Origin of the sequence: Phormidium sp. FACHB-1136, from assembly GCF_014697375.1 — a bacterium.
GTDB lineage: Bacteria > Cyanobacteriota > Cyanobacteriia > Phormidesmidales > Phormidesmidaceae > Nodosilinea.
Map to the genome: position 1 here is coordinate 40629 of NZ_JACJRS010000029.1, position 17071 is coordinate 57699.

Annotated in this window: 17 protein-coding genes and 1 pseudogene; 10 read left to right on the top strand and 8 right to left on the bottom strand. The window is 52.7% G+C overall.

What is annotated here, in order from left to right:
* The first annotated feature begins 103 nt into the window (after positions 1–103).
* From H6G62_RS10960 to H6G62_RS28320, 3 genes are read left to right on the top strand one after another with little or no spacing between them, the layout of a single operon-like run.
* Positions 104–1414: a P-loop NTPase fold protein gene (locus tag H6G62_RS10960; protein WP_190495004.1), complete on the top strand. Its 1311-nt coding sequence runs from the start codon at positions 104–106 to the stop codon at positions 1412–1414.
* Positions 1401–3128 carry a tetratricopeptide repeat protein gene (locus H6G62_RS10965; protein ID WP_199324899.1) on the top strand — a complete coding sequence of 576 codons (1728 nt, stop codon included), beginning with the start codon at positions 1401–1403 and terminating at the stop codon, positions 3126–3128. The genes H6G62_RS10960 and H6G62_RS10965 overlap by 14 nt, the downstream gene beginning before the upstream one ends.
* 17 nt (positions 3129–3145) lie before the next feature.
* Positions 3146–3277 (top strand): hypothetical protein, encoded by a 132-nt coding sequence (locus H6G62_RS28320; RefSeq protein ID WP_277883019.1) that lies wholly within the window; start codon positions 3146–3148, stop codon positions 3275–3277.
* 239 nt (positions 3278–3516) lie between these two features.
* Here H6G62_RS28320 and H6G62_RS10970 read toward each other — a convergent pair whose 3' ends face one another.
* A complete protein-coding gene (locus H6G62_RS10970) occupies positions 3517–4323 on the bottom strand; it encodes a PD-(D/E)XK nuclease family protein (protein ID WP_190495007.1) in 807 nt (268 codons plus the stop codon).
* A 187-nt stretch (positions 4324–4510) separates the two neighbouring features.
* Between H6G62_RS10970 and acpP the strand changes: the two genes are divergently transcribed.
* From acpP to pgeF, 5 genes are all read left to right on the top strand, one after another.
* Positions 4511–4750 carry an acyl carrier protein gene (gene acpP, locus H6G62_RS10975; RefSeq protein WP_190495009.1) on the top strand — a complete coding sequence of 80 codons (240 nt, stop codon included), beginning with the start codon at positions 4511–4513 and terminating at the stop codon, positions 4748–4750.
* Positions 4751–4896: 146 nt separating this feature from the next.
* Positions 4897–6150 (top strand): beta-ketoacyl-ACP synthase II, encoded by a 1254-nt coding sequence (gene fabF / locus H6G62_RS10980; protein WP_190495011.1) that lies wholly within the window; start codon positions 4897–4899, stop codon positions 6148–6150.
* A 266-nt stretch (positions 6151–6416) separates the two neighbouring features.
* On the top strand, positions 6417–8423 hold the full coding sequence (gene tkt, locus H6G62_RS10985; protein ID WP_190495013.1) for a transketolase: 2007 nt from the start codon (positions 6417–6419) through the stop codon (positions 8421–8423).
* A 296-nt stretch (positions 8424–8719) separates the two neighbouring features.
* Positions 8720–9223, top strand: coding sequence for an HNH endonuclease (locus H6G62_RS10990; RefSeq protein WP_190495015.1), 504 nt, complete (start codon positions 8720–8722; stop codon positions 9221–9223).
* A gap of 9 nt (positions 9224–9232) precedes the next feature.
* On the top strand, positions 9233–10027 hold the full coding sequence (gene pgeF / locus H6G62_RS10995; RefSeq protein WP_190495017.1) for a peptidoglycan editing factor PgeF: 795 nt from the start codon (positions 9233–9235) through the stop codon (positions 10025–10027).
* A 173-nt stretch (positions 10028–10200) separates the two neighbouring features.
* Here pgeF and H6G62_RS27340 read toward each other — a convergent pair.
* The 5 genes and pseudogenes from H6G62_RS27340 to H6G62_RS11020 all read right to left on the bottom strand — a co-directional run.
* Positions 10201–10443, bottom strand: a pseudogene (locus H6G62_RS27340) (IS66 family transposase); the annotation flags it as partial.
* Positions 10410–10715, bottom strand: a complete 306-nt coding sequence (locus tag H6G62_RS11005; RefSeq protein WP_190495018.1) for an RNA-binding protein — start codon at positions 10713–10715, stop codon at positions 10410–10412. The pseudogene H6G62_RS27340 and the gene H6G62_RS11005, both read right to left, overlap by 34 nt.
* Positions 10716–10785: 70 nt before the next feature.
* Positions 10786–11034 carry a hypothetical protein gene (locus H6G62_RS11010; RefSeq protein WP_190495020.1) on the bottom strand — a complete coding sequence of 83 codons (249 nt, stop codon included), beginning with the start codon at positions 11032–11034 and terminating at the stop codon, positions 10786–10788.
* A gap of 126 nt (positions 11035–11160) precedes the next feature.
* On the bottom strand, positions 11161–11502 hold the full coding sequence (locus tag H6G62_RS11015; protein WP_190495021.1) for a type II toxin-antitoxin system PemK/MazF family toxin: 342 nt from the start codon (positions 11500–11502) through the stop codon (positions 11161–11163).
* On the bottom strand, positions 11499–11720 hold the full coding sequence (locus tag H6G62_RS11020; protein ID WP_190495023.1) for a hypothetical protein: 222 nt from the start codon (positions 11718–11720) through the stop codon (positions 11499–11501). Before H6G62_RS11020 ends, H6G62_RS11015 begins: the two co-directional genes overlap by 4 nt.
* Positions 11721–12036: 316 nt before the next feature.
* Between H6G62_RS11020 and H6G62_RS11025 the strand changes: the two genes are divergently transcribed.
* Together H6G62_RS11025 and H6G62_RS11030 are read left to right on the top strand one after the other, a co-directional pair.
* Positions 12037–12900: a site-specific DNA-methyltransferase gene (locus H6G62_RS11025; protein WP_199324901.1), complete on the top strand. Its 864-nt coding sequence runs from the start codon at positions 12037–12039 to the stop codon at positions 12898–12900.
* Complete coding sequence (locus H6G62_RS11030; RefSeq protein ID WP_190495027.1) at positions 12888–13526, top strand: MvaI/BcnI family restriction endonuclease; 639 nt, start codon at positions 12888–12890, stop codon at positions 13524–13526. The genes H6G62_RS11025 and H6G62_RS11030 overlap by 13 nt, the downstream gene beginning before the upstream one ends.
* 19 nt (positions 13527–13545) lie before the next feature.
* On the opposite strand, the gene H6G62_RS11035 is transcribed toward H6G62_RS11030, so the two are convergent.
* Together H6G62_RS11035 and H6G62_RS11040 are read right to left on the bottom strand one after the other, a co-directional pair.
* Positions 13546–14256 carry a hypothetical protein gene (locus tag H6G62_RS11035; protein WP_190495028.1) on the bottom strand — a complete coding sequence of 237 codons (711 nt, stop codon included), beginning with the start codon at positions 14254–14256 and terminating at the stop codon, positions 13546–13548.
* A 91-nt stretch (positions 14257–14347) separates the two neighbouring features.
* Positions 14348–16960 (bottom strand): tubulin-like doman-containing protein, encoded by a 2613-nt coding sequence (locus H6G62_RS11040; protein ID WP_347239335.1) that lies wholly within the window; start codon positions 16958–16960, stop codon positions 14348–14350.
* Between the last annotated feature and the right edge of the window lie 111 nt (positions 16961–17071).

Sequence of the window (17071 nt, forward strand, 5' to 3'; positions counted from 1 at the left end):
GCAACCCATGGCTCCCGTAGCAATGGCATGGGCGGCGGTGCAGCCGATGGGCAGCAGCGGCGAAACAGCCCTTAATATATAAGGTATTGAGGTAACGACTGCGATGGATGACGCCCTGCTCGCCAAATTTCAGCAAGCCTATCGGGATCTCGATCTCTTTCCTTTGGTGGAGCCTGATACGATTGCCCGCTTCCGGGTGGACTATGGCCTGGAGGTGATGATCCGCCTGCGTCAGGAGATCAAAGCCTCGGAAGCCAACGGTAAGTTTGTCTTCGCAGGGCATCGGGGCTGTGGCAAATCTACCCTGCTGAAACGGTTGGCGCTGGACATGGCCGCTAACCATGATCAGGCCGTGGTGTTTTTCTCCATTGCCGACCTGATTGAACTCTCGGACATTACCCACACCAATATTTTGTACGCCATCGCCCTGATGCTGCTGGACTATGCCGATCAGGCGAAGGTCAAGATTGCTAAGGATATTCGAGAGACCATTTTGGGCTGGAATGACACGGTCAAAACCCAGGTCACGACCCAAGGCCATGGTGGTAGCCTGGGAGTTGGGGGCAATTGGCTACAAATCTTCCAGGCCAGTCTTCAAAAGGAACGTAGCTTTCGCGAAGAGTTGGAGAAAACCTTCAGCAAAAAAATCTCTGACCTGGTAGGGCAGTGTGATCGGATTGTCGCCGCCATTCAAATTGCTACTAAGCAGCAGGTCTTAGTGATTATTGACGACCTCGATAAACTGGATTTGTCCCTTGTTGAGGAAATTTATCGTCAGAATATCAAATCCCTCTTCTCGCCACAGTTTCGGATCGTCTTTACCATCCCAGTATCGGCAACCCAAGAACCCCAAATTGTGGGCGCTCTCAATTCCGAAGGGATCGTTCGGGTTCATCCTTTTCCTGTCGCCAAATTCTTCCCCAAGGAACAGCGTCGTGACCCAAACGTAGCCCCCATTGCCAAAACCTTCCAGCAATTTTTGACCATTCTAGAAAAACGCCTCCCTTCTGATCTTCTAGAACCCGATATTGCCCGTGAAATGGTGCTGCACAGTGGTGGTGTGGTGCGAGAATTGGTACGCATTGCGCGGGAATGCTGTACGGAATGCATGGTGCAGCTTGAACTAGAGCCGGATAAGACTGACCAAACCATTGATGCTGATATTTTGGCCGCTGCCCTTCGCAATCTGCGGAATGATTTTTCTCGGCAAATTGGCAGTGATTTGTATGATCAACTCGTAGAAATCTATGAAACGGCGGATGCGGCGGATACAAGCGATCCTGGCTTTGTAAAGCTACTCCATGGCCTAATGGTGCTGGAGTACATCAATGATGCGCTCTGGTACGATGTTCATCCCATTGTGGTGGGATTATTGCGACAAAAGGGGCGACTATTGCACCATGAAACAGCCTAATTCTGCCCCTACCCTTGACCTAACGGCAGAGGATAATCGCCAACTCCGGCGGTTACTTTGGTCGGTGCGGGCCAATCCCCATCAGTTCAATTTGTTAATTGCTATTTGTAATTACCGCCCCTACCGAGATGCCCTCATCCGCGCCTACACCCAAGAACTCATGGCTGAAGGCGTTTTCTGCCCTACAGTTCGCTTAGATCGACAGCAGCCCAGCCTCAAAGCCTGCTTACAAACCTTGGTTGCAGAAGATCCCACCCTATCGACGGGCACTTCTCCAGTCTTGGTGACGGTACTGGGGGCCGATGAACTGCTGGGCATTCGGCTCCAGGACAGCAAATCCGCCCAGGAACAATTTTCTTTCTCGGTGCAGTGGACAAGGGAAGGACTGCGCCAATTTGCGTTTCCCGTCGTCCTGTGGGTCACTCCGGCGATGGCCACCACCCTAGCCCAACAGGCCCCCGATTTCTGGAGCTGGCGGGGCGGCGTGTTCGAGTTTTCGGCCCCAGAAACCCCTCAACCATCCCCCGACCCCACCCCAGAGCTACGGCTAACCTCCACCGAAACCACCCCAACCACCCAAGCCGTCCCCCAAGATCTCGAAGCCCAAATCGCCGCCCTTACTGCCCAAAATCCCCACTCACCCCTATTGGCCAGCCTCTACACCAGCCTCGGCCAAGCCTACCAACAGGCCATCCGCTACCCCGAAGCCGAAACCGCCTACCGCAACGCCCTAGACCTGCGGCAAGCCACCCTAGGAAAACACCACCCCGACACCGCCCAAAGTCTGAATAACTTGGCAGGTCTGTACTACACCATGGGCCACTATGGGGATGCTGAAACTCTCTACATCCAAGCTCTGGAGATCAGGAAATCGGCATTGGGCGATCACCATCCCGACACCGCCGCTAGTTTGAATAACTTGGCATTGATATACAAGTCGATGGGCCGTTATGTAGAGGCGGAACCCCTCTACATAACAGCCCTGGACATTAGAAAAGCCGTACTGGGAGATCGCCATCCCGATATTGCTATTAGCCTGAATAACTTGGCAGGTCTGTACTATGCGATGGGTCGATATGGAGAGGCGGAACCTCTCTATATCGAAGCCTTGAACATCCATAAGATCAAACTGGGCGAACGCCATCCCGACACTGCCACTAGTCTGAATAACTTGGCAGTGCTGTACAAATCGATGGGCCGCTATGAAGAGGCGGAACCCCTCCATACTGAAGCCCTGGACATCAGAAAAGCCGTGCTGGGAGATCGCCATCCTGACATCGCTACCAGCCTTCATAACTTGGCAGGACTGTACAAGTTGATGAACCGCTATGGGAAAGCCGAACCCCTCTATATCGAAGCCCTAAATATCAGAAAAGCCGTGCTGGGAGATCGCCACCCTGACACTGCTACTAGCCTAAATAACTTGGCAGAGTTGTACAAGTCAATGGGTCGCTATGGAGATGCCGCTCCTCTCTACACCGAAGCCTTAGACATTAGAAAAGCCGTGCTAGGGGAACGTCATCCTGATACTGCTGCTAGTCTGAATAACTTGGCTGTACTTTATGCCTATATGAAGCATTTTTCAGGGGCTGCGACCCTGATGTCTGAGGCGCTCAGCATTCAAGAAGAAGTCCTTGGCCCTGATCATCCTTACACTATTGGCTCTCGCCAGAGCTTGGCGACAATTCAGCGAGCCATGCAAGCCAGCGGTTAGCGGCCCATCTGCGGCCATTGGTTGACCTCAGTTTCCTCGCCCTCTGGGAAAAGACCGACTGCGCCGCCGATTCCGAACCATTCGCCTACGACCAAAGCCAAATCTACGCCGAAAAACGCCGCATCGAAGCCCTCGACAAAGAACGCTAGGTCACCTTTGAAGACCTCGCGGCTCTGCCCTGGGTGGGGGAACAGTATGATTCGCTGGATCGGTAGGATGGGATAGACGTTAGGGGTTACATTAGGTAGTAGTTGACCGTTGCTTTATTACACTCTCACTCGGCTATTAAACAGTAGACTTAATCGGAGTCAATCAGAATAACGATAAGGCGGTAGGGGTGAGGTCTCCCCACTCGCTGATATTAGAGCCACACCAGCCGACTTGCGTATCAAATCGGAATTTCGTCGATGGTGTCGATGGTCGGGATGGGAGACAACAGAGGATCCGCTGGCCTTGCGGCTCGCTGGCAGCGCAGGGCAAAGGGGCAGCGGAGGCAGTGGCCTAGGGCGGTATCGACTTTAGGAAAATTCTTGGCGGCGAGAAGATCATCTAAATAGCGAGTTAAACGGCGGAGATCGCGGGCGGTGTGGCGGTGCTTATTCAGTGAGTAGGCCAGGGTAACGGCTCCAGGACGATCCACCGCCTTGGGCTTCCCCGCCGAGGGGGGCGGCACAAACCAGTAGGTCATCGACAGTTGGGCCGGGTCGAGGTCGGTGGTTTCCACTAGCACATAGAGATAGAGGCGGGTTTGCCAGTCCTGGGTTAACTGAGATTTCTTAGGTCGCTGGCGGTAGGTTTTCCAGTCAATAATGTGACCGCTGTGGGGGGTCAGGCGTAGTAAGTCGTACACCACGGTCAACTCATAGGATCCCCAAGCTAAACTGCGGCGATGTTCGCTCTGGCGCAGGACTTCTGGCTCGGTTGGGTTGCTTTCAAGGCCAAACCAGTCGGGGGACTGCTCCGCTAGGGCTTGGATGGCCGTGGCCAGTTCCGGATCCTGGGCTAGCAGGGGTTCCAGGGGTAGCCCCAATTCCCGCTGCTGCATGGCCAAGTGAAAGCGGGTGCCCCACCGCTGCCGTTCCAGCATTTCTGGATCCTCAGGAGCCGCCAGTTGATCCAAATGCGTGTACTGCAACCGTCGGGGGCAGAGTTCCAACAGTTTTAGATGTCCCTGGGTCAACGTTACCAACGGCATCGTGCCTATCCTCCCGCCCCGTGATGAGTTGATTTTAAGGGGGACGCTTTACGAGTAGTATGGAACAATGCCCAAAATCAAGTTGCCTTAGTGCCGGGGCTAGCCATCCTTGAGGTTGAATTCGGATCGCTAGGTGATAAGGTTTTCTGTTGTCCAATATATTTTCCAGGAGAGGCGTAGGAGTCCTATGAGTGCAGAGGTTTTTGATAAGGTTCAGAAAATCGTCAGCGAGCAACTCGGTGTGGATGAGGCTGACGTGAAGCCCGAAGCCAGCTTCGCCAACGATCTGGGCGCAGATTCCCTGGATACCGTTGAGCTGGTGATGGCCCTAGAGGAGGAATTCGACATCGAGATCCCCGATGACGCCGCTGAGGGCATTGCCACCGTCCAAGATGCCGTGAACTTCATTGTCGAGAAGTCTGCCTAGGCCATTGTTCCTAGCTTCTTGAGGTTTAGCCGACTGCATCGGTAAGCAACCTCATTGATCTGTTTACTAAAACGTCATCGAATCTAGCCTCCGCTGGGCATTAATCCTGCGTGGGGCTTGGTTCTATTTTTCATCCACCTTTGGTCATGGCTCATTCTGAACTCAAGCGTGTTGTTGTCACTGGCATGGATGCCATCACCCCCATCGGCAATAGTCTGGCGGACTATTGGGAGGGGCTGAAGGCAGGGCAGAGCGGCATTGCTCGGATCACCCATTTTGATCCGTCTAACCATGCTTCCCAAATTGCCGGGGAAGTGAAGAACTTTGACCCCACCGACTTTCTGGACAAGAAAGACGCTAAGCGGATGGATCGCTTCTCCCAGTTTGCGGTGATCGCCAGTCAACGCGCCCTTCAGCATTCGGGCCTGCAAATTACTGATCTGAATGCCGAGCAGGTGGGTACCTGCATCGGGTCAGGCATCGGTGGCCTCAAGGTGTTGGAAGACCAGCAGGAAATCTACCTCACCCGTGGGCCTAGCCGTTGTAGCCCCTTCATGATTCCGATGATGATCGCCAACATGGCCGCTGGGCTAACGGCAATCCACACCGGAGCCAAGGGGCCAAGCACCTGTACCGTAACGGCCTGTGCGGCGGGGTCTAACGCCATTGGCGATGCTTTTCGGCTGATTCAAACGGGCTACGTACAGGCGATGATCTGCGGCGGGACGGAAGCGGCGGTGACGCCTTTGGGCGTAGCTGGATTTGCGTCCGCCCGTGCCCTATCGACCCGCAACGATGAGCCGACTCGTGCTAGCCGTCCCTTTGATAAAGACCGTGACGGCTTTGTGATCGGCGAAGGCTGCGGCATTTTGATCCTCGAAGAACTCGAACACGCCCTTAGCCGAGGAGCCACTATCTACGCCGAAATGGTGGGCTACGGCATGACCTGCGACGCCTACCACATGACTGCCCCCGTCCCCGGTGGGGAAGGCGCGGCCCGCTGTATTCGCATGGCCCTCAAGGATGCGGGACTGACGCCGGATCAAATTAGCTACATCAACGCCCACGGCACCAGCACCGGAGCCAACGACCCCACCGAAACCCAGGCGATCAAAACCGCCTTGGGGGAAGCGGCCTATAAAGTGGCGGTGAGTTCCACCAAATCGATGACCGGGCACTTGCTGGGTGGATCTGGTGGCATCGAGGCGGTCGCGACCTGTCTGGCCATGGCGAACGATGTAGCTCCTCCCACGGCGAATTTGGATAACCCGGATCCCGACTGCGATTTGGACTACGTGCCCAACCAAAGTCGGCCCATGCCCATTGAGGTGGCGCTGTCCAACTCCTTTGGATTTGGGGGCCACAATGTTACCCTAGCTTTCCGGAAGTACCGTAGCTAGAGTTACAAAAGCATAGGTATAATGACCTAAAGATTTGGCGTTAGGAGCCGTCTTGGGTCGGTTCTACCTCGTGAAGGTGTTGACAATTGCCCGGTTGAACGGTCTGCTGAAGGCGAGGGCAATTGTGGATGGCCTTGGGTAGTCAAGGTGTGTTGTCGTGTTTGTCGGTTTTGGTTTCGTTTTTCTGTCGTCGATTCTCTGATTCCGAGATTTTCTGGTTCCTCGTCCGCTGCTCCGAATAAACCCGTCGTTAAGCTGTTGAAACTATGGCTGTTGCAACCCAATCCCTAGAAGAACTCTGTATTAATTCCATTCGCTTTTTGGCGATTGACGCCGTGGAAAAGGCCAAGTCGGGCCACCCCGGTCTGCCTATGGGTGCGGCTCCCATGGCCTACGTGCTGTGGGACAAGTTCATGCGGTTCAACCCCAAGAACCCCCAGTGGTTTAACCGGGATCGCTTCGTGCTATCAGCGGGTCACGGCTGTATGTTGCAATACGCCCTGCTCTACCTGACGGGCTACGACAGCGTCACCCTGGACGACATCAAGCAGTTCCGCCAGTGGGGCGCACGCACCCCCGGCCACCCCGAAAACTTTGAAACCCCTGGTGTGGAAGTCACCACTGGCCCCCTCGGTCAGGGGATTGCCAATGCCGTCGGTCTGGCCATGGCCGAAGCGCACCTGGCCGCCAAGTTCAACAAGCCCGACACCACCCTGGTAGACCACTACACCTACGTCATCCTGGGCGACGGCTGCAACATGGAAGGTGTTTCTGGGGAAGCCTGCTCCCTGGCGGGTCACCTGGGTCTGGGCAAACTGATTGCCCTCTACGACGACAACCATATTTCCATCGATGGTTCCACCGACATCGCCTTCACCGAAGACGTGGCCAAGCGCTTTGAAGCCTACGGTTGGCACGTTCAGCACGTGGAAAACGGCAACACCGACCTAGAGGCCATCGCCAAGGCCATCGAAGCCGCTAAGGCTGTGACCGATCGCCCATCGATGATCAAGGTCACCACTACCATCGGCTACGGTTCCCCCAACAAGCAAGACACCGCTGGTGTCCACGGTGCCGCTCTGGGGGCCGACGAAATCAAGCTCACCCGCGAAAATCTGGGCTGGAGCTACGGCGATTTTGAAATTCCCGAAGATGCCCTCAGCCACATGCGTAAGGCCGTGGAGCGCGGTGCCAGCCTGCAAGCCGAATGGGAAGCGACCCTCGCCACCTACCGCACCAAGTACGCCACCGAAGCCGCCGAATTTGAGCGGATGCTCTCCGGCAAGCTGCCCGAAGGCTGGGCCAATAGCCTGCCTACCTACACCCCGGAAGACAAGGCCCTGGCCACCCGGAAGAACTCCGAGATGACCTTGAACGCTTTGGCTCCGGCCCTGCCTGAGCTGATCGGTGGCTCCGCCGACCTCACCCACTCCAACCTGACGGAGATGAAGGTTTCCGGCAACTTCCAAAAGGGCGCTTACGAAAATCGCAACCTACGCTTCGGCGTGCGGGAGCACGGCATGGGTGCGATCTGCAACGGCATCGCCCTGCACAACTCTGGCCTGATCCCCTACTGCGCCACCTTCCTGGTGTTTGCCGACTACATGCGGGCGGCGATTCGCCTTTCCGCCCTGTCCCAGGCTGGCGTCATCTACGTGATGACCCACGATTCCATTGGTCTGGGCGAAGACGGCCCCACCCACCAACCCGTGGAAACCATCGCCTCTCTGCGGGCCATCCCCAACCTGCTGGTGATTCGCCCCGCCGACGGCACCGAAACCTCCGGAGCTTACAAGGTGGCCGTAGAGCATCGCAAGACCCCCACGCTGATGGCCTTCAGCCGTCAAAACCTCCCCAACCTGCCCGGTGCCTCCATCGAGGGCGTGGCCAAGGGGGCCTACGTGGTGGATGACTGCGACGGCACCCCCGACCTGATCCTGATCGGCACCGGAAGCGAAGTGAGCCTCTGTGTGGATGCCGCCAAGGAACTACGGGCCGCTGGTACCCAGGTGCGCGTGGTCTCCATGCCCTGCTGGGAACTGTTCGACGCCCAAGATGCCGCCTACCAAGAATCTGTGCTGCCCAAGGCCGTTACCAAGCGCCTTGCCGTAGAAGCCGGAATCACCATGGGCTGGTGCCGCTACGTGGGTGCCGAAGGTGATGTGATTGGCGTGGATCGCTTTGGGGCTTCCGCCCCCGGTGGCCTGGTGATGGAGAAGTTTGGCTTCACCGTGGAAAACGTGGTCAACAAGGCCAAAGCTTTGCTGGGCTAAAGCCAGACGTAGCTAATCCAACCTAGTCCGCAACGTCTAGTTAGAACGTCTAGTTAGAGAGAAACAGTCCTTTCATCCATGGGAGGACTGTTTTTTGGGTCTTGTTTCACCTAGTCGAGATCTTGGCTCGGAGTCCCATCATCTATCGCGCTCAGCCGTAGAAAGACTTGGGTACGTGCGCCCTAAATTCGCTAGTCGCGCTTTTTTGTTCACCCACAGGGTATCTGCCGCAAACCCCGTCCTTGGGCTTCTGTGCTACCATCGGGCTAATCTTTTACCTACCCCAACAGACGCGGATGAGTAAGGTTTTGGTACTCAACGCCTCCTACGAGCCACTTAATATCACGAGCTGGCGACGCGCTGCGGTACTGCTAATTAAAGACAAGGCCGAACAGCTAGAACACAACGGCAAGTATATCTATGCTGGGTTTCCGCTGCCCACGGTGATTCGCCTGCGCCACTATGTGCGGGTGCCCTACAAAGACATCCCCCTCACCCGTCGCAACCTGCTTCAGCGGGATAATCATACCTGCCAATACTGCGGCTATAGCGGCGGCGAAGGGCTGACATTAGACCACGTCATCCCTCGGTCTCGCGGCGGCGGCGAAACCTGGGAAAATATGGTGACCGCCTGCGTGCGCTGCAACGTGAAAAAGGGCAACCGCACCCCCAGGGAGGCCGAAATGCCCCTCTTTAGCCAACCCCGCAAACCCCATAGCAGTCTCTATTTTGAAGTTACCCGCCAAATCCACAGCGGCGTGCACCAAGAATGGAGAAAATATGTCATTGGCCTGTCTTAGCGTTCTCCCATGCACTCTTCCCCCTGGCAATGGATTTCTCAGGATGGCCAAGCTTTCCTGACCTGTGAGTTACTCAACCCTTGGCCCCACGGCTTTTTTACTCGCCACTTTTGGCCCCAGACCCCCGAAGATCTGACTCCCGTTCTCCATCCCCAGGCGGCGGTGCAACGGGTGAAGCAGGTGCATGGCAATCGAGTGCTGACCCCCACCGTGATGGCCCAGATTCCACCGGAGGCCCAACACCACGAAGCCGATGCCCTGATGAGCGATGCCCCCCACCAGGCACTCTGGGTCTGCTCAGCCGATTGCAACCCGGTGCTGATTGGCGACTGCGCCACGGGCCACACGGCGGCGATCCATGCGGGATGGCGCGGCACAGCGCTCGAAATTGTGCTCCACACGGTCGCCAAGATGCAGGCCCAAGGTAGCCAGCTCAAGGATCTGCGCGTTGCCATTGGCCCCGCCATAGACGGATCGGTGTACCAGGTTGCCACCACCGTTGCGGCTGAAGTGGGCCGAACCATTGCCCCAGAGACCCACCATACCAAGGACGATACCACCCTCGTCGATCACCTAGAAACCCTAGACCACTCCCCCATCCTCCCCGACCCTGAACCGGGTAAGGCGCGGTTAGATGTACGCCAGGTAAATGTGTGGCAACTCATGCGATTCGGCCTCAGCCGCGATCAGATCTCCGTCGCCCCCCACTGCACCTTCCAAGAACCGGATCAGTTCTTTTCCTACCGCCGCACTGGGAAAAAGCAGGTGCAATGGTCGGGGATTGTCAGTCGCCCCGCCGCCTAACGTCAATCGGAAGCCAAGCTAGGAAAGAGCAGCCGATGGTTCACTACCAATCTGAACGATGCAAGCCCCCGCTACCGATCAGCGCATTGTTCAATCTGGCATTACTTGGCCCCAGTTTCGGCTCCTTCGGTCGGGCTTTGGAAACCGACGCAACCTGGTAAAGATTCAGGGGGCTACGCCGCCAAAGGGGTTTCATCCTCAGCCGAGGGTTGAGGCCGCAGGTCAGGGTGCTCGTGCCCAAAGCGTTCGGCCTGAATGGTCTGGGTCAAGAAGTCCAACCCATCGCGCTGTTGGGCCTGCAAGGAGGTGACTACCGTCAACATACGGGCGACAAACTCACTGCCCGCCTGGGATTGAGCGCCAAAACTGGTGCGCCGCCAAATCACGGCGGGACGCAAGGCGCGTTCTGCCGAATTTTTAGGGGAACAAGTGCTTTGTGTAGAATACTGGGTTTTGCACTGAGGTAAATTTCGTGGCAGTTGCTATCGTTATAGCCAACGACAACGGCACCTACAGTTGTACCAATTTCTGGATACATCGATCCACTCATTTCTCCCTCATCTAAGAAATCAGGAATTTTAATTAATCCTTTGACTGGAGATTCGTCTATCTTGAGAGAAACTCCAAAGGGTATATGAAATTCAACTTTACCTTGTACAAACTGACCGAGTTTATATTGAGACTTCATTTGTTCCCAGTTTGTAGTGCCCGTATAATTTAAGTCAAGTGAGTGGTTAGAAATATTGAAAGTTTTTCAGTCAAAGTAATTCTCGGTTCTCGATGGTTGCTAGCAACCTTTCTTGAACTTCTTTGGACAATTCCACAATCACAAATCGTTTTTGTGGATAAAGATAGTCTTCACCAGATTCGTCAATGACTCGTAGGCATTCGACTTCTGCGGCTTTTGTATCTGGCAAGACTCGATAAATCTTCCATGCTTCCAGATCGCTATCTTTTTCAGCGGCGATACAGATGGCGAATTTGATGTTTGAATCTACGGTATACATCAGTTTTAGTCCAGGATACGCTTAACCTTCATGTTGTGCCGACCTACCCCGTGGGCTTCATTCCAGTGCAGTTCGGCTTGGTGAACATCTCCATATAGCAGTGTGGAGGTTTCAAATTTCAACGGATTATTGATTATCCATTGGAGCCAAGGCAACTTTAAGACAGGCTGTAATGCCTTGCCAGTCTTGTTCCGACACATGACCAACCACAACCAGGTTATCGGAGCGGGGTAATGTCACGATAAAACTACGGAAAACGGATGACACCCTTAATCCTGCGGATTCCCAATCTTGGAGGATATAGTCTGTGGTGCCTAGCCTTTTAGTTTGAGAGGTGATGAGGCCAATGATGATATCTGGACGAATGGCGTGATACTCGTTGGAAGATAATACAACGGCTGGGCGGCGTTTAATGCCTGTTACGCCAGGAAAGTCAACGATTACTATATCACCTGGGTTAAAGCTCACTCGGCTATCTCCTCATCGTCGGGAAATGTAGTCATGGCATATTGCAAGGAAAATGTGGCGAGATCAAGCTGATCTTGTTCTGTCCAGGTATCGCTGTCGTCTACACCGACGGTTCCTTGAACTAGGTTATTTAGGATTAGCGTGGCTAGTTGTAATTGCTCTTTAGAGGATAATGTTGATAGAATATGGGTATAAATTTTCTGGATTTCAGTTGGCATAGCTCACCTCTTTCTGTGTATATACTTCTAGCAGTAAACAAGATATCCTCAAATAGAAATCTTGGGATGTTTAGAAATTAGGTATTGCCAGTAGTTGGTGAGATTCTAGTAACAAACATCAGCAGCATGAGGTTTCACATCTCGCTGATTCTTCGTTTATTGGTAGCTCTAGCGACTCAAGCGGTGGACTCTTGAACTGAAAACGATAGCACGCAATTAAGGGTGTCTGTCCAAAAATACAGAAAAGTATTATAATTCTAATCCTATCTCATATCAGATAGTGTGTGTAGCTTATGTTGATACAGAAGTAAGTCTAATGACAGCGCAGTTGCCAGTTGAACAGATCCACGTCGATATGATTCAGCCATCATTAGTTTGGAAATCCAGTGATGGAGCTTCCCAGCTTTATCATGGTGATAGCTTGGATCTTATGGCCTCACTACCTGCTGAGAGTGTAGACTGTATCTGGACGGATCCTCCCTATAATCTTTCTAACGATGGAATTACCTGTGTCTCTGGACGCATGGTTAAAGTGAATAAAGGTGAATGGGATCGTAGCCAAGGCGCTGACTTAGATCATGAGTTTAATCGAACTTGGTTGACGGCTTGCTATCGACTGCTTAAGCCAACAGGAACTATATGGGTAACAGGGACTCTGCACGTATATCCATCAGTGGGTTTTGCTATGCAGCAAATCGGTTTTCGTATTCTAAATGATATTATCTGGGAAAAATCTGCTCCTCCTCCTAACCTAGGATGTCGCTGCTTCACTCATTCAACAGAGTTAATCTTGTGGGCAACAAAAGCACGTAAAGGGAAAGAGCGTTACACATTTAATTATGAGGAGATGAAAGCCGAAAATGGCGACAAGCAAATGAAAAATGTCTGGAGAATGTCTGCCCCTAGCAAGGGCGAAAAGTTATATGGTAAACATCCAACACAAAAACCTGTCGAACTTGTTTCACGATGTCTTCGTGCAAGTACAAATCCTGGAGATCTAGTTTTTGATCCTTTTTCAGGATCTTCTACTACTGGAGTTGTAGCTTTAGCCTTGGGGCGAAAGTTTATTGGTTGCGAAGCAGATGCAGGTCATGCTGAACTATCCATCAAGCGACTGTCTAATCCTATTGAGGTCAAACTCCCCCCTATGCTAAAGCAAGGACATTTATGGAAAGAGTAGATGCAGTAGCTAGACTCACAACACTGATAGGTCAAGATCTCCGACAATTAGCAGATCAATTTAACGTCACGGTCTGGAGTCAAGAAGGAAAGAAAAATAAAGGCTGGGCTGGCCATACTATTGAACGTTACTTAGGCTTGGCTCTCAATTCCTCTCGTTCTCCTAATTTCGGTAGTTGGGAACTAAAATTGGTGCCGTTAGTAGCTCGAAAGACTGGAAAACTTAGAGTAAAGGAAACGATGGCTATCACTATGATTGATCCTGTAGAAGTTGTGAATAAAGAGTTTGAGGAAAGCCACTTATTCAACAAATTAAAGAAAATTGTTGTTGTGGCCCGTGTCTTTGAAAGTCAAAACGATAATCGATCCTTAGTGCATTCAGTAGCTTCCTTTGATCTTGACGATCCTGATATTTTCAATCAAGTAAAGGCGGACTATGAACTTGTCCGAAACACCATTAAAGAGGAAGGATTTTTGAGGCTTAGTGGCAAAATGGGAAGGCTTGTTCAGCCTAGAACTAAGGGACAGGGGCACGGAAGCACATCAAGAGCCTTCTATGCTCGTACTAATTTTGTTGCACACATCTTAGGATCAGGATACTCAATTCCTTTGCCCGTAGATAACTAATTTCTATGAAGAGAAAGTACTAATAAATTTGATCTCGAAAAGCATAACTCATATCACTCCAGTCTTGCGGCGGCCGACCTTCTACTAAAGCTCGCTTCATAACCTCGCCTAGCTTGTGTTTATGCTTGTTGTCCTGAAAGCAATGCAGTGCCTCAAGATACCGTGCGAAAGGCATTTTTCTGCCCTGAAACCTTGGCATGGGATAGTTAATGTCTTCTTGAAGGACTATCCAAAAAATCGAATTGAATAATTCATCAAAGCCTAAGTCTTTTTGATTAGCCGTTGGATTGTAAGTTTTACCTAATTTTGCATGAACCTCTTCAGCACGTCTAAGGATAGCCTTATGAACAGGACGAAGAGAATAATCTCTAACTTCAGCTTCTTCAGAGAAGCTAATTTGACCTCTCTGTGCTACTTCGACAAGAAGTTTTCTCATAACTTCAGGATCAAATCCATGAAGACATTTATTGTAGATATCTACAATAATATTGACATGAGAAAGTGAGACTTTAAAATCTGGGGTAACAAGATCAACTCTATAATCATAGACGACCTTGCCGTATCTAAATCCTGTCTTTAAGCCAGGGTAGCTAATATGAATCTCAGATCCGTTAGAGCACTTATAAGCTAAACGATGTTTTTCATGGCGCAGCCCTTTTTGGACTAAGATCTCATAGTTTTGAGATTCAAAAATCTTCTTTAATTTCTGTTCTGCTTCAGAATAGTTCATCGCATTAAGATCCTGTATAGCTGATCAAACGGTACATTTTTGTAGCTGAGATCCCAAGGCTCTTAAAGAACCCTGGGATCTCGGTGTGGCCCTAAGCCAACTCTGATCGCACGTTCTCCTCAATAATAGCTACCTGTTCATTGGTCAGGCTCAATTCTTCCTGAAGTTCCAGCAGTTGGGCCTGTTCTTCGAGGTCAATGTCGCCATCATTTTCGATGAAAGCGCGGAACATTAGGGCATATTCAGCGGCGGCTTGTTCGATGGTGTCTTGGGGTTGGTATTGGGCCGCAATCGCATTTGCCTGTTCTACCAAAACCCCATACTTCACCCGGAATTTCTCCAGCAGTTCTAGCTCCGTAGTGGAGGGATTGCCGCGACGGTAACAGGTTTCGACGAGTTTGGCGTATTTGCCCAGATTCTCATCGGCGGAGGCGACGGGCGCGGCGGCTGGGGTGGCCACGGCGGGGGCTGGTACAACCGGGGTAGAGGCCACAGGGGTTGGGGTCACGGGGGCAGGCGGGTTGGGAATGGCGACGGCGGGTTGGGGATTTTCGCCAGGAATGAAGAGGCGATGGGTGGTGACGAAGTTGGAAATCGCCGCCTGGATGCGTTTGTAGTCGTCGCTGTCGGGGCCGCCGGGGAGGGTTTGTTCCTGCTGTTTCAGGTAGGTCATCACCTGGGTGTAGAGGGCTTGTTTTTGGGGTTTGGTGGCAGCCTGTTCGCCGATGGCGCGGATGGCATTGTCTAGGGTTTCGGCGAGGCGGCGGTTTTGGTCGGTGAGGAGGAAGTCTTCGGCCTCTTCCCAAGTGGTTCCCATCACGTCGGTTTTGTCGAAGCCCGTCAGCTTGTCGCGGTAGGTGAATTTGATTTCTGCAAAGCCCGTCACCCGGTTTTCTTCCTCGCGCACCAGACCCAAGGCGTTGGCCAGCATGAGGTTGTAGCGGGCCTGCCGTTCGTTGCTGGTTTCGGGCATGATGTCGCCAAACTGGCGATAGTCTTGGTGGGTGTGGAGGGGGTTGTGGTCGGCCTGGGAAACGGCGCGGTAGAGGGATCGCATCCGTTCCATGCCCTCAATCATCCGCAGGGGGAAGGCTCCGGTTTCTTGGACAAAATAGATGTGGTAGGGGTCGTTGAGGGGGCGAATTTCCTTGTCGGTGACGGTGCTGGTTTTGCGAATCATCGGCAACAGGGCCGATACGGCGGGGTCGGTGGGTTTGCTGCCGCCCTGGATGCCGACCAGTTTTTGGTACTTCTCTAGTTTGTCGTCCCAGCCTAGTTTTTTCTGCTCTTGGCTGAGGCGCAAAAAGGCTTCGGACTTCTCGAAGGTGGTTTTGATTTGGGCTTCCTGCATTTCCACGGTGGGGTATTGTTCCAGGAATTTGCGGGCGGTGGAAATGTCGAGTTGGCTGCGACGACGGAACACCTCCATGGATTGACCCAAGAGCCGTTCGTAGAGATCTTTGGTTTTGAGGGTATCAAACTGGTAGAGATCAAACAGGCGCAGACGCAGTTCTTCGAGTACGTTTTGGGAGAGGGTTTGACAGAGAGTTTCTTCCTGGTCAGAAACAGTTTTGGCGTAGGCGGCGTCGATTTCCTTTTCGTCGTAGAGCAAGATGCCGTTGACCGTCAGCCCCCCGGTTTCGCGGGTGTAGACGCGCTCCTTATCCTGGAGTTCCATCTGCACGCTGGCTAGGACGGTTTCAAAGGCGGTGAGATCCACCAAAAGCTGATCGATTTCCTCCCGCAACCCATCCAGCAGCATCACCCCCAGGGTGCGAGCTTTGACCTCCACCTTGGAAACATACACCTGTTCCAGGGCTTGCATAATGGACTGGAAATCGTCTTCAATTACTTTTTTGCGATTGAGCATCAGCATTTGCTGAGCATGATTATCAATCTGCTTCAGCAAGGTTTGCAGGGCGTTTTGGGCGGAGCGTTCTTTGGGCAACCAGTTTTTCTGACGATCTTGATCAAACTTGCTGCGGAAGTCGGCAAACACTTCGATCAGGACTTCTAAAAACTGCCGCGTAAACTTCGGCCCCCGGAAGCGGTCTTCCACCATTTGATAGACCGTGGCCCGCAGTTCCTTGCGCTTTTCGGGAATCAGCCAACTGAGGTTGTCCCACATTTTTTGGAAGTAGTCGCTCCAGCGTTTGGGGTCGGTGCCTGTGTCGTGGAAGTGGGGGGCGTATTTTTCCTGCTCGTTGGAGATAAATCGTTGCAGGTTCTCGAAGGGAATATTCAAATCATTGCGGCGCTTGCGGATGCCCGCTGCCCAGTCCGCCACCTCCTTGGCGTAGGGCTTTTTGTTGTCGCCCATGCTGATGCTGTCGATGATCTGGTGGTCGTGCTCGGATTCTGCCAAAAACAGACCGGGGAGAATCTCAGTACGAATCAAGTCTGACATGGCCGAAGGGGCTGGAGTGGGGTTACTCCACCAGTCCACCAACTTACCCGCCAGCCGCGCCGAACAGGCATTCAACACCCGCTCCACCGGAAACTGAATGCTCGACAACCCAAAGCTCATAAAGTTTTGGGGATAGCCCAAAGCATCGGGGCTGGCCCAGTGTTTACGGACATTATCCCGCACCAGTTTTTTGTACTGGCTAAAGCCGGAGGTAAAGTCCAAAAAGATATTTTGGGACACCATTTCTAGCACATCGCCCAGGGTGGGGAAGGTCACCTTATCGTTGCTGTTGCCCACCAAATAAGCTGTTAGTCATCTAAACTGCGTATAATACATTAAAATTCTGGAATAAGCCATGGGAGTCAGAAACTATCTAACGTCAGAGGAAAAGCAAGAGCTTCAGAAGCA

What these genes read in the sequence shown, in the direction of transcription:
- H6G62_RS10960 (WP_190495004.1), top strand. Translation starts at nt 104, where the DNA reads ATGGATGACGCCCTGCTCGCCAAATTTCAGCAAGCCTATCGGGATCTC.
- H6G62_RS10965 (WP_199324899.1), top strand. Translation starts at nt 1,401, where the DNA reads ATGAAACAGCCTAATTCTGCCCCTACCCTTGACCTAACGGCAGAGGAT.
- H6G62_RS10970 (WP_190495007.1), bottom strand. Translation starts at nt 4,323, where the DNA reads ATGCCGTTGGTAACGTTGACCCAGGGACATCTAAAACTGTTGGAACTC.
- acpP (WP_190495009.1), top strand. Translation starts at nt 4,511, where the DNA reads ATGAGTGCAGAGGTTTTTGATAAGGTTCAGAAAATCGTCAGCGAGCAA.
- fabF (WP_190495011.1), top strand. Translation starts at nt 4,897, where the DNA reads ATGGCTCATTCTGAACTCAAGCGTGTTGTTGTCACTGGCATGGATGCC.
- tkt (WP_190495013.1), top strand. Translation starts at nt 6,417, where the DNA reads ATGGCTGTTGCAACCCAATCCCTAGAAGAACTCTGTATTAATTCCATT.
- H6G62_RS10990 (WP_190495015.1), top strand. Translation starts at nt 8,720, where the DNA reads ATGAGTAAGGTTTTGGTACTCAACGCCTCCTACGAGCCACTTAATATC.
- pgeF (WP_190495017.1), top strand. Translation starts at nt 9,233, where the DNA reads ATGCACTCTTCCCCCTGGCAATGGATTTCTCAGGATGGCCAAGCTTTC.
- H6G62_RS11005 (WP_190495018.1), bottom strand. Translation starts at nt 10,715, where the DNA reads ATGAAGTCTCAATATAAACTCGGTCAGTTTGTACAAGGTAAAGTTGAA.
- H6G62_RS11010 (WP_190495020.1), bottom strand. Translation starts at nt 11,034, where the DNA reads ATGTATACCGTAGATTCAAACATCAAATTCGCCATCTGTATCGCCGCT.
- H6G62_RS11020 (WP_190495023.1), bottom strand. Translation starts at nt 11,720, where the DNA reads ATGCCAACTGAAATCCAGAAAATTTATACCCATATTCTATCAACATTA.
- H6G62_RS11025 (WP_199324901.1), top strand. Translation starts at nt 12,037, where the DNA reads ATGACAGCGCAGTTGCCAGTTGAACAGATCCACGTCGATATGATTCAG.
- H6G62_RS11030 (WP_190495027.1), top strand. Translation starts at nt 12,888, where the DNA reads ATGGAAAGAGTAGATGCAGTAGCTAGACTCACAACACTGATAGGTCAA.
- H6G62_RS11035 (WP_190495028.1), bottom strand. Translation starts at nt 14,256, where the DNA reads ATGAACTATTCTGAAGCAGAACAGAAATTAAAGAAGATTTTTGAATCT.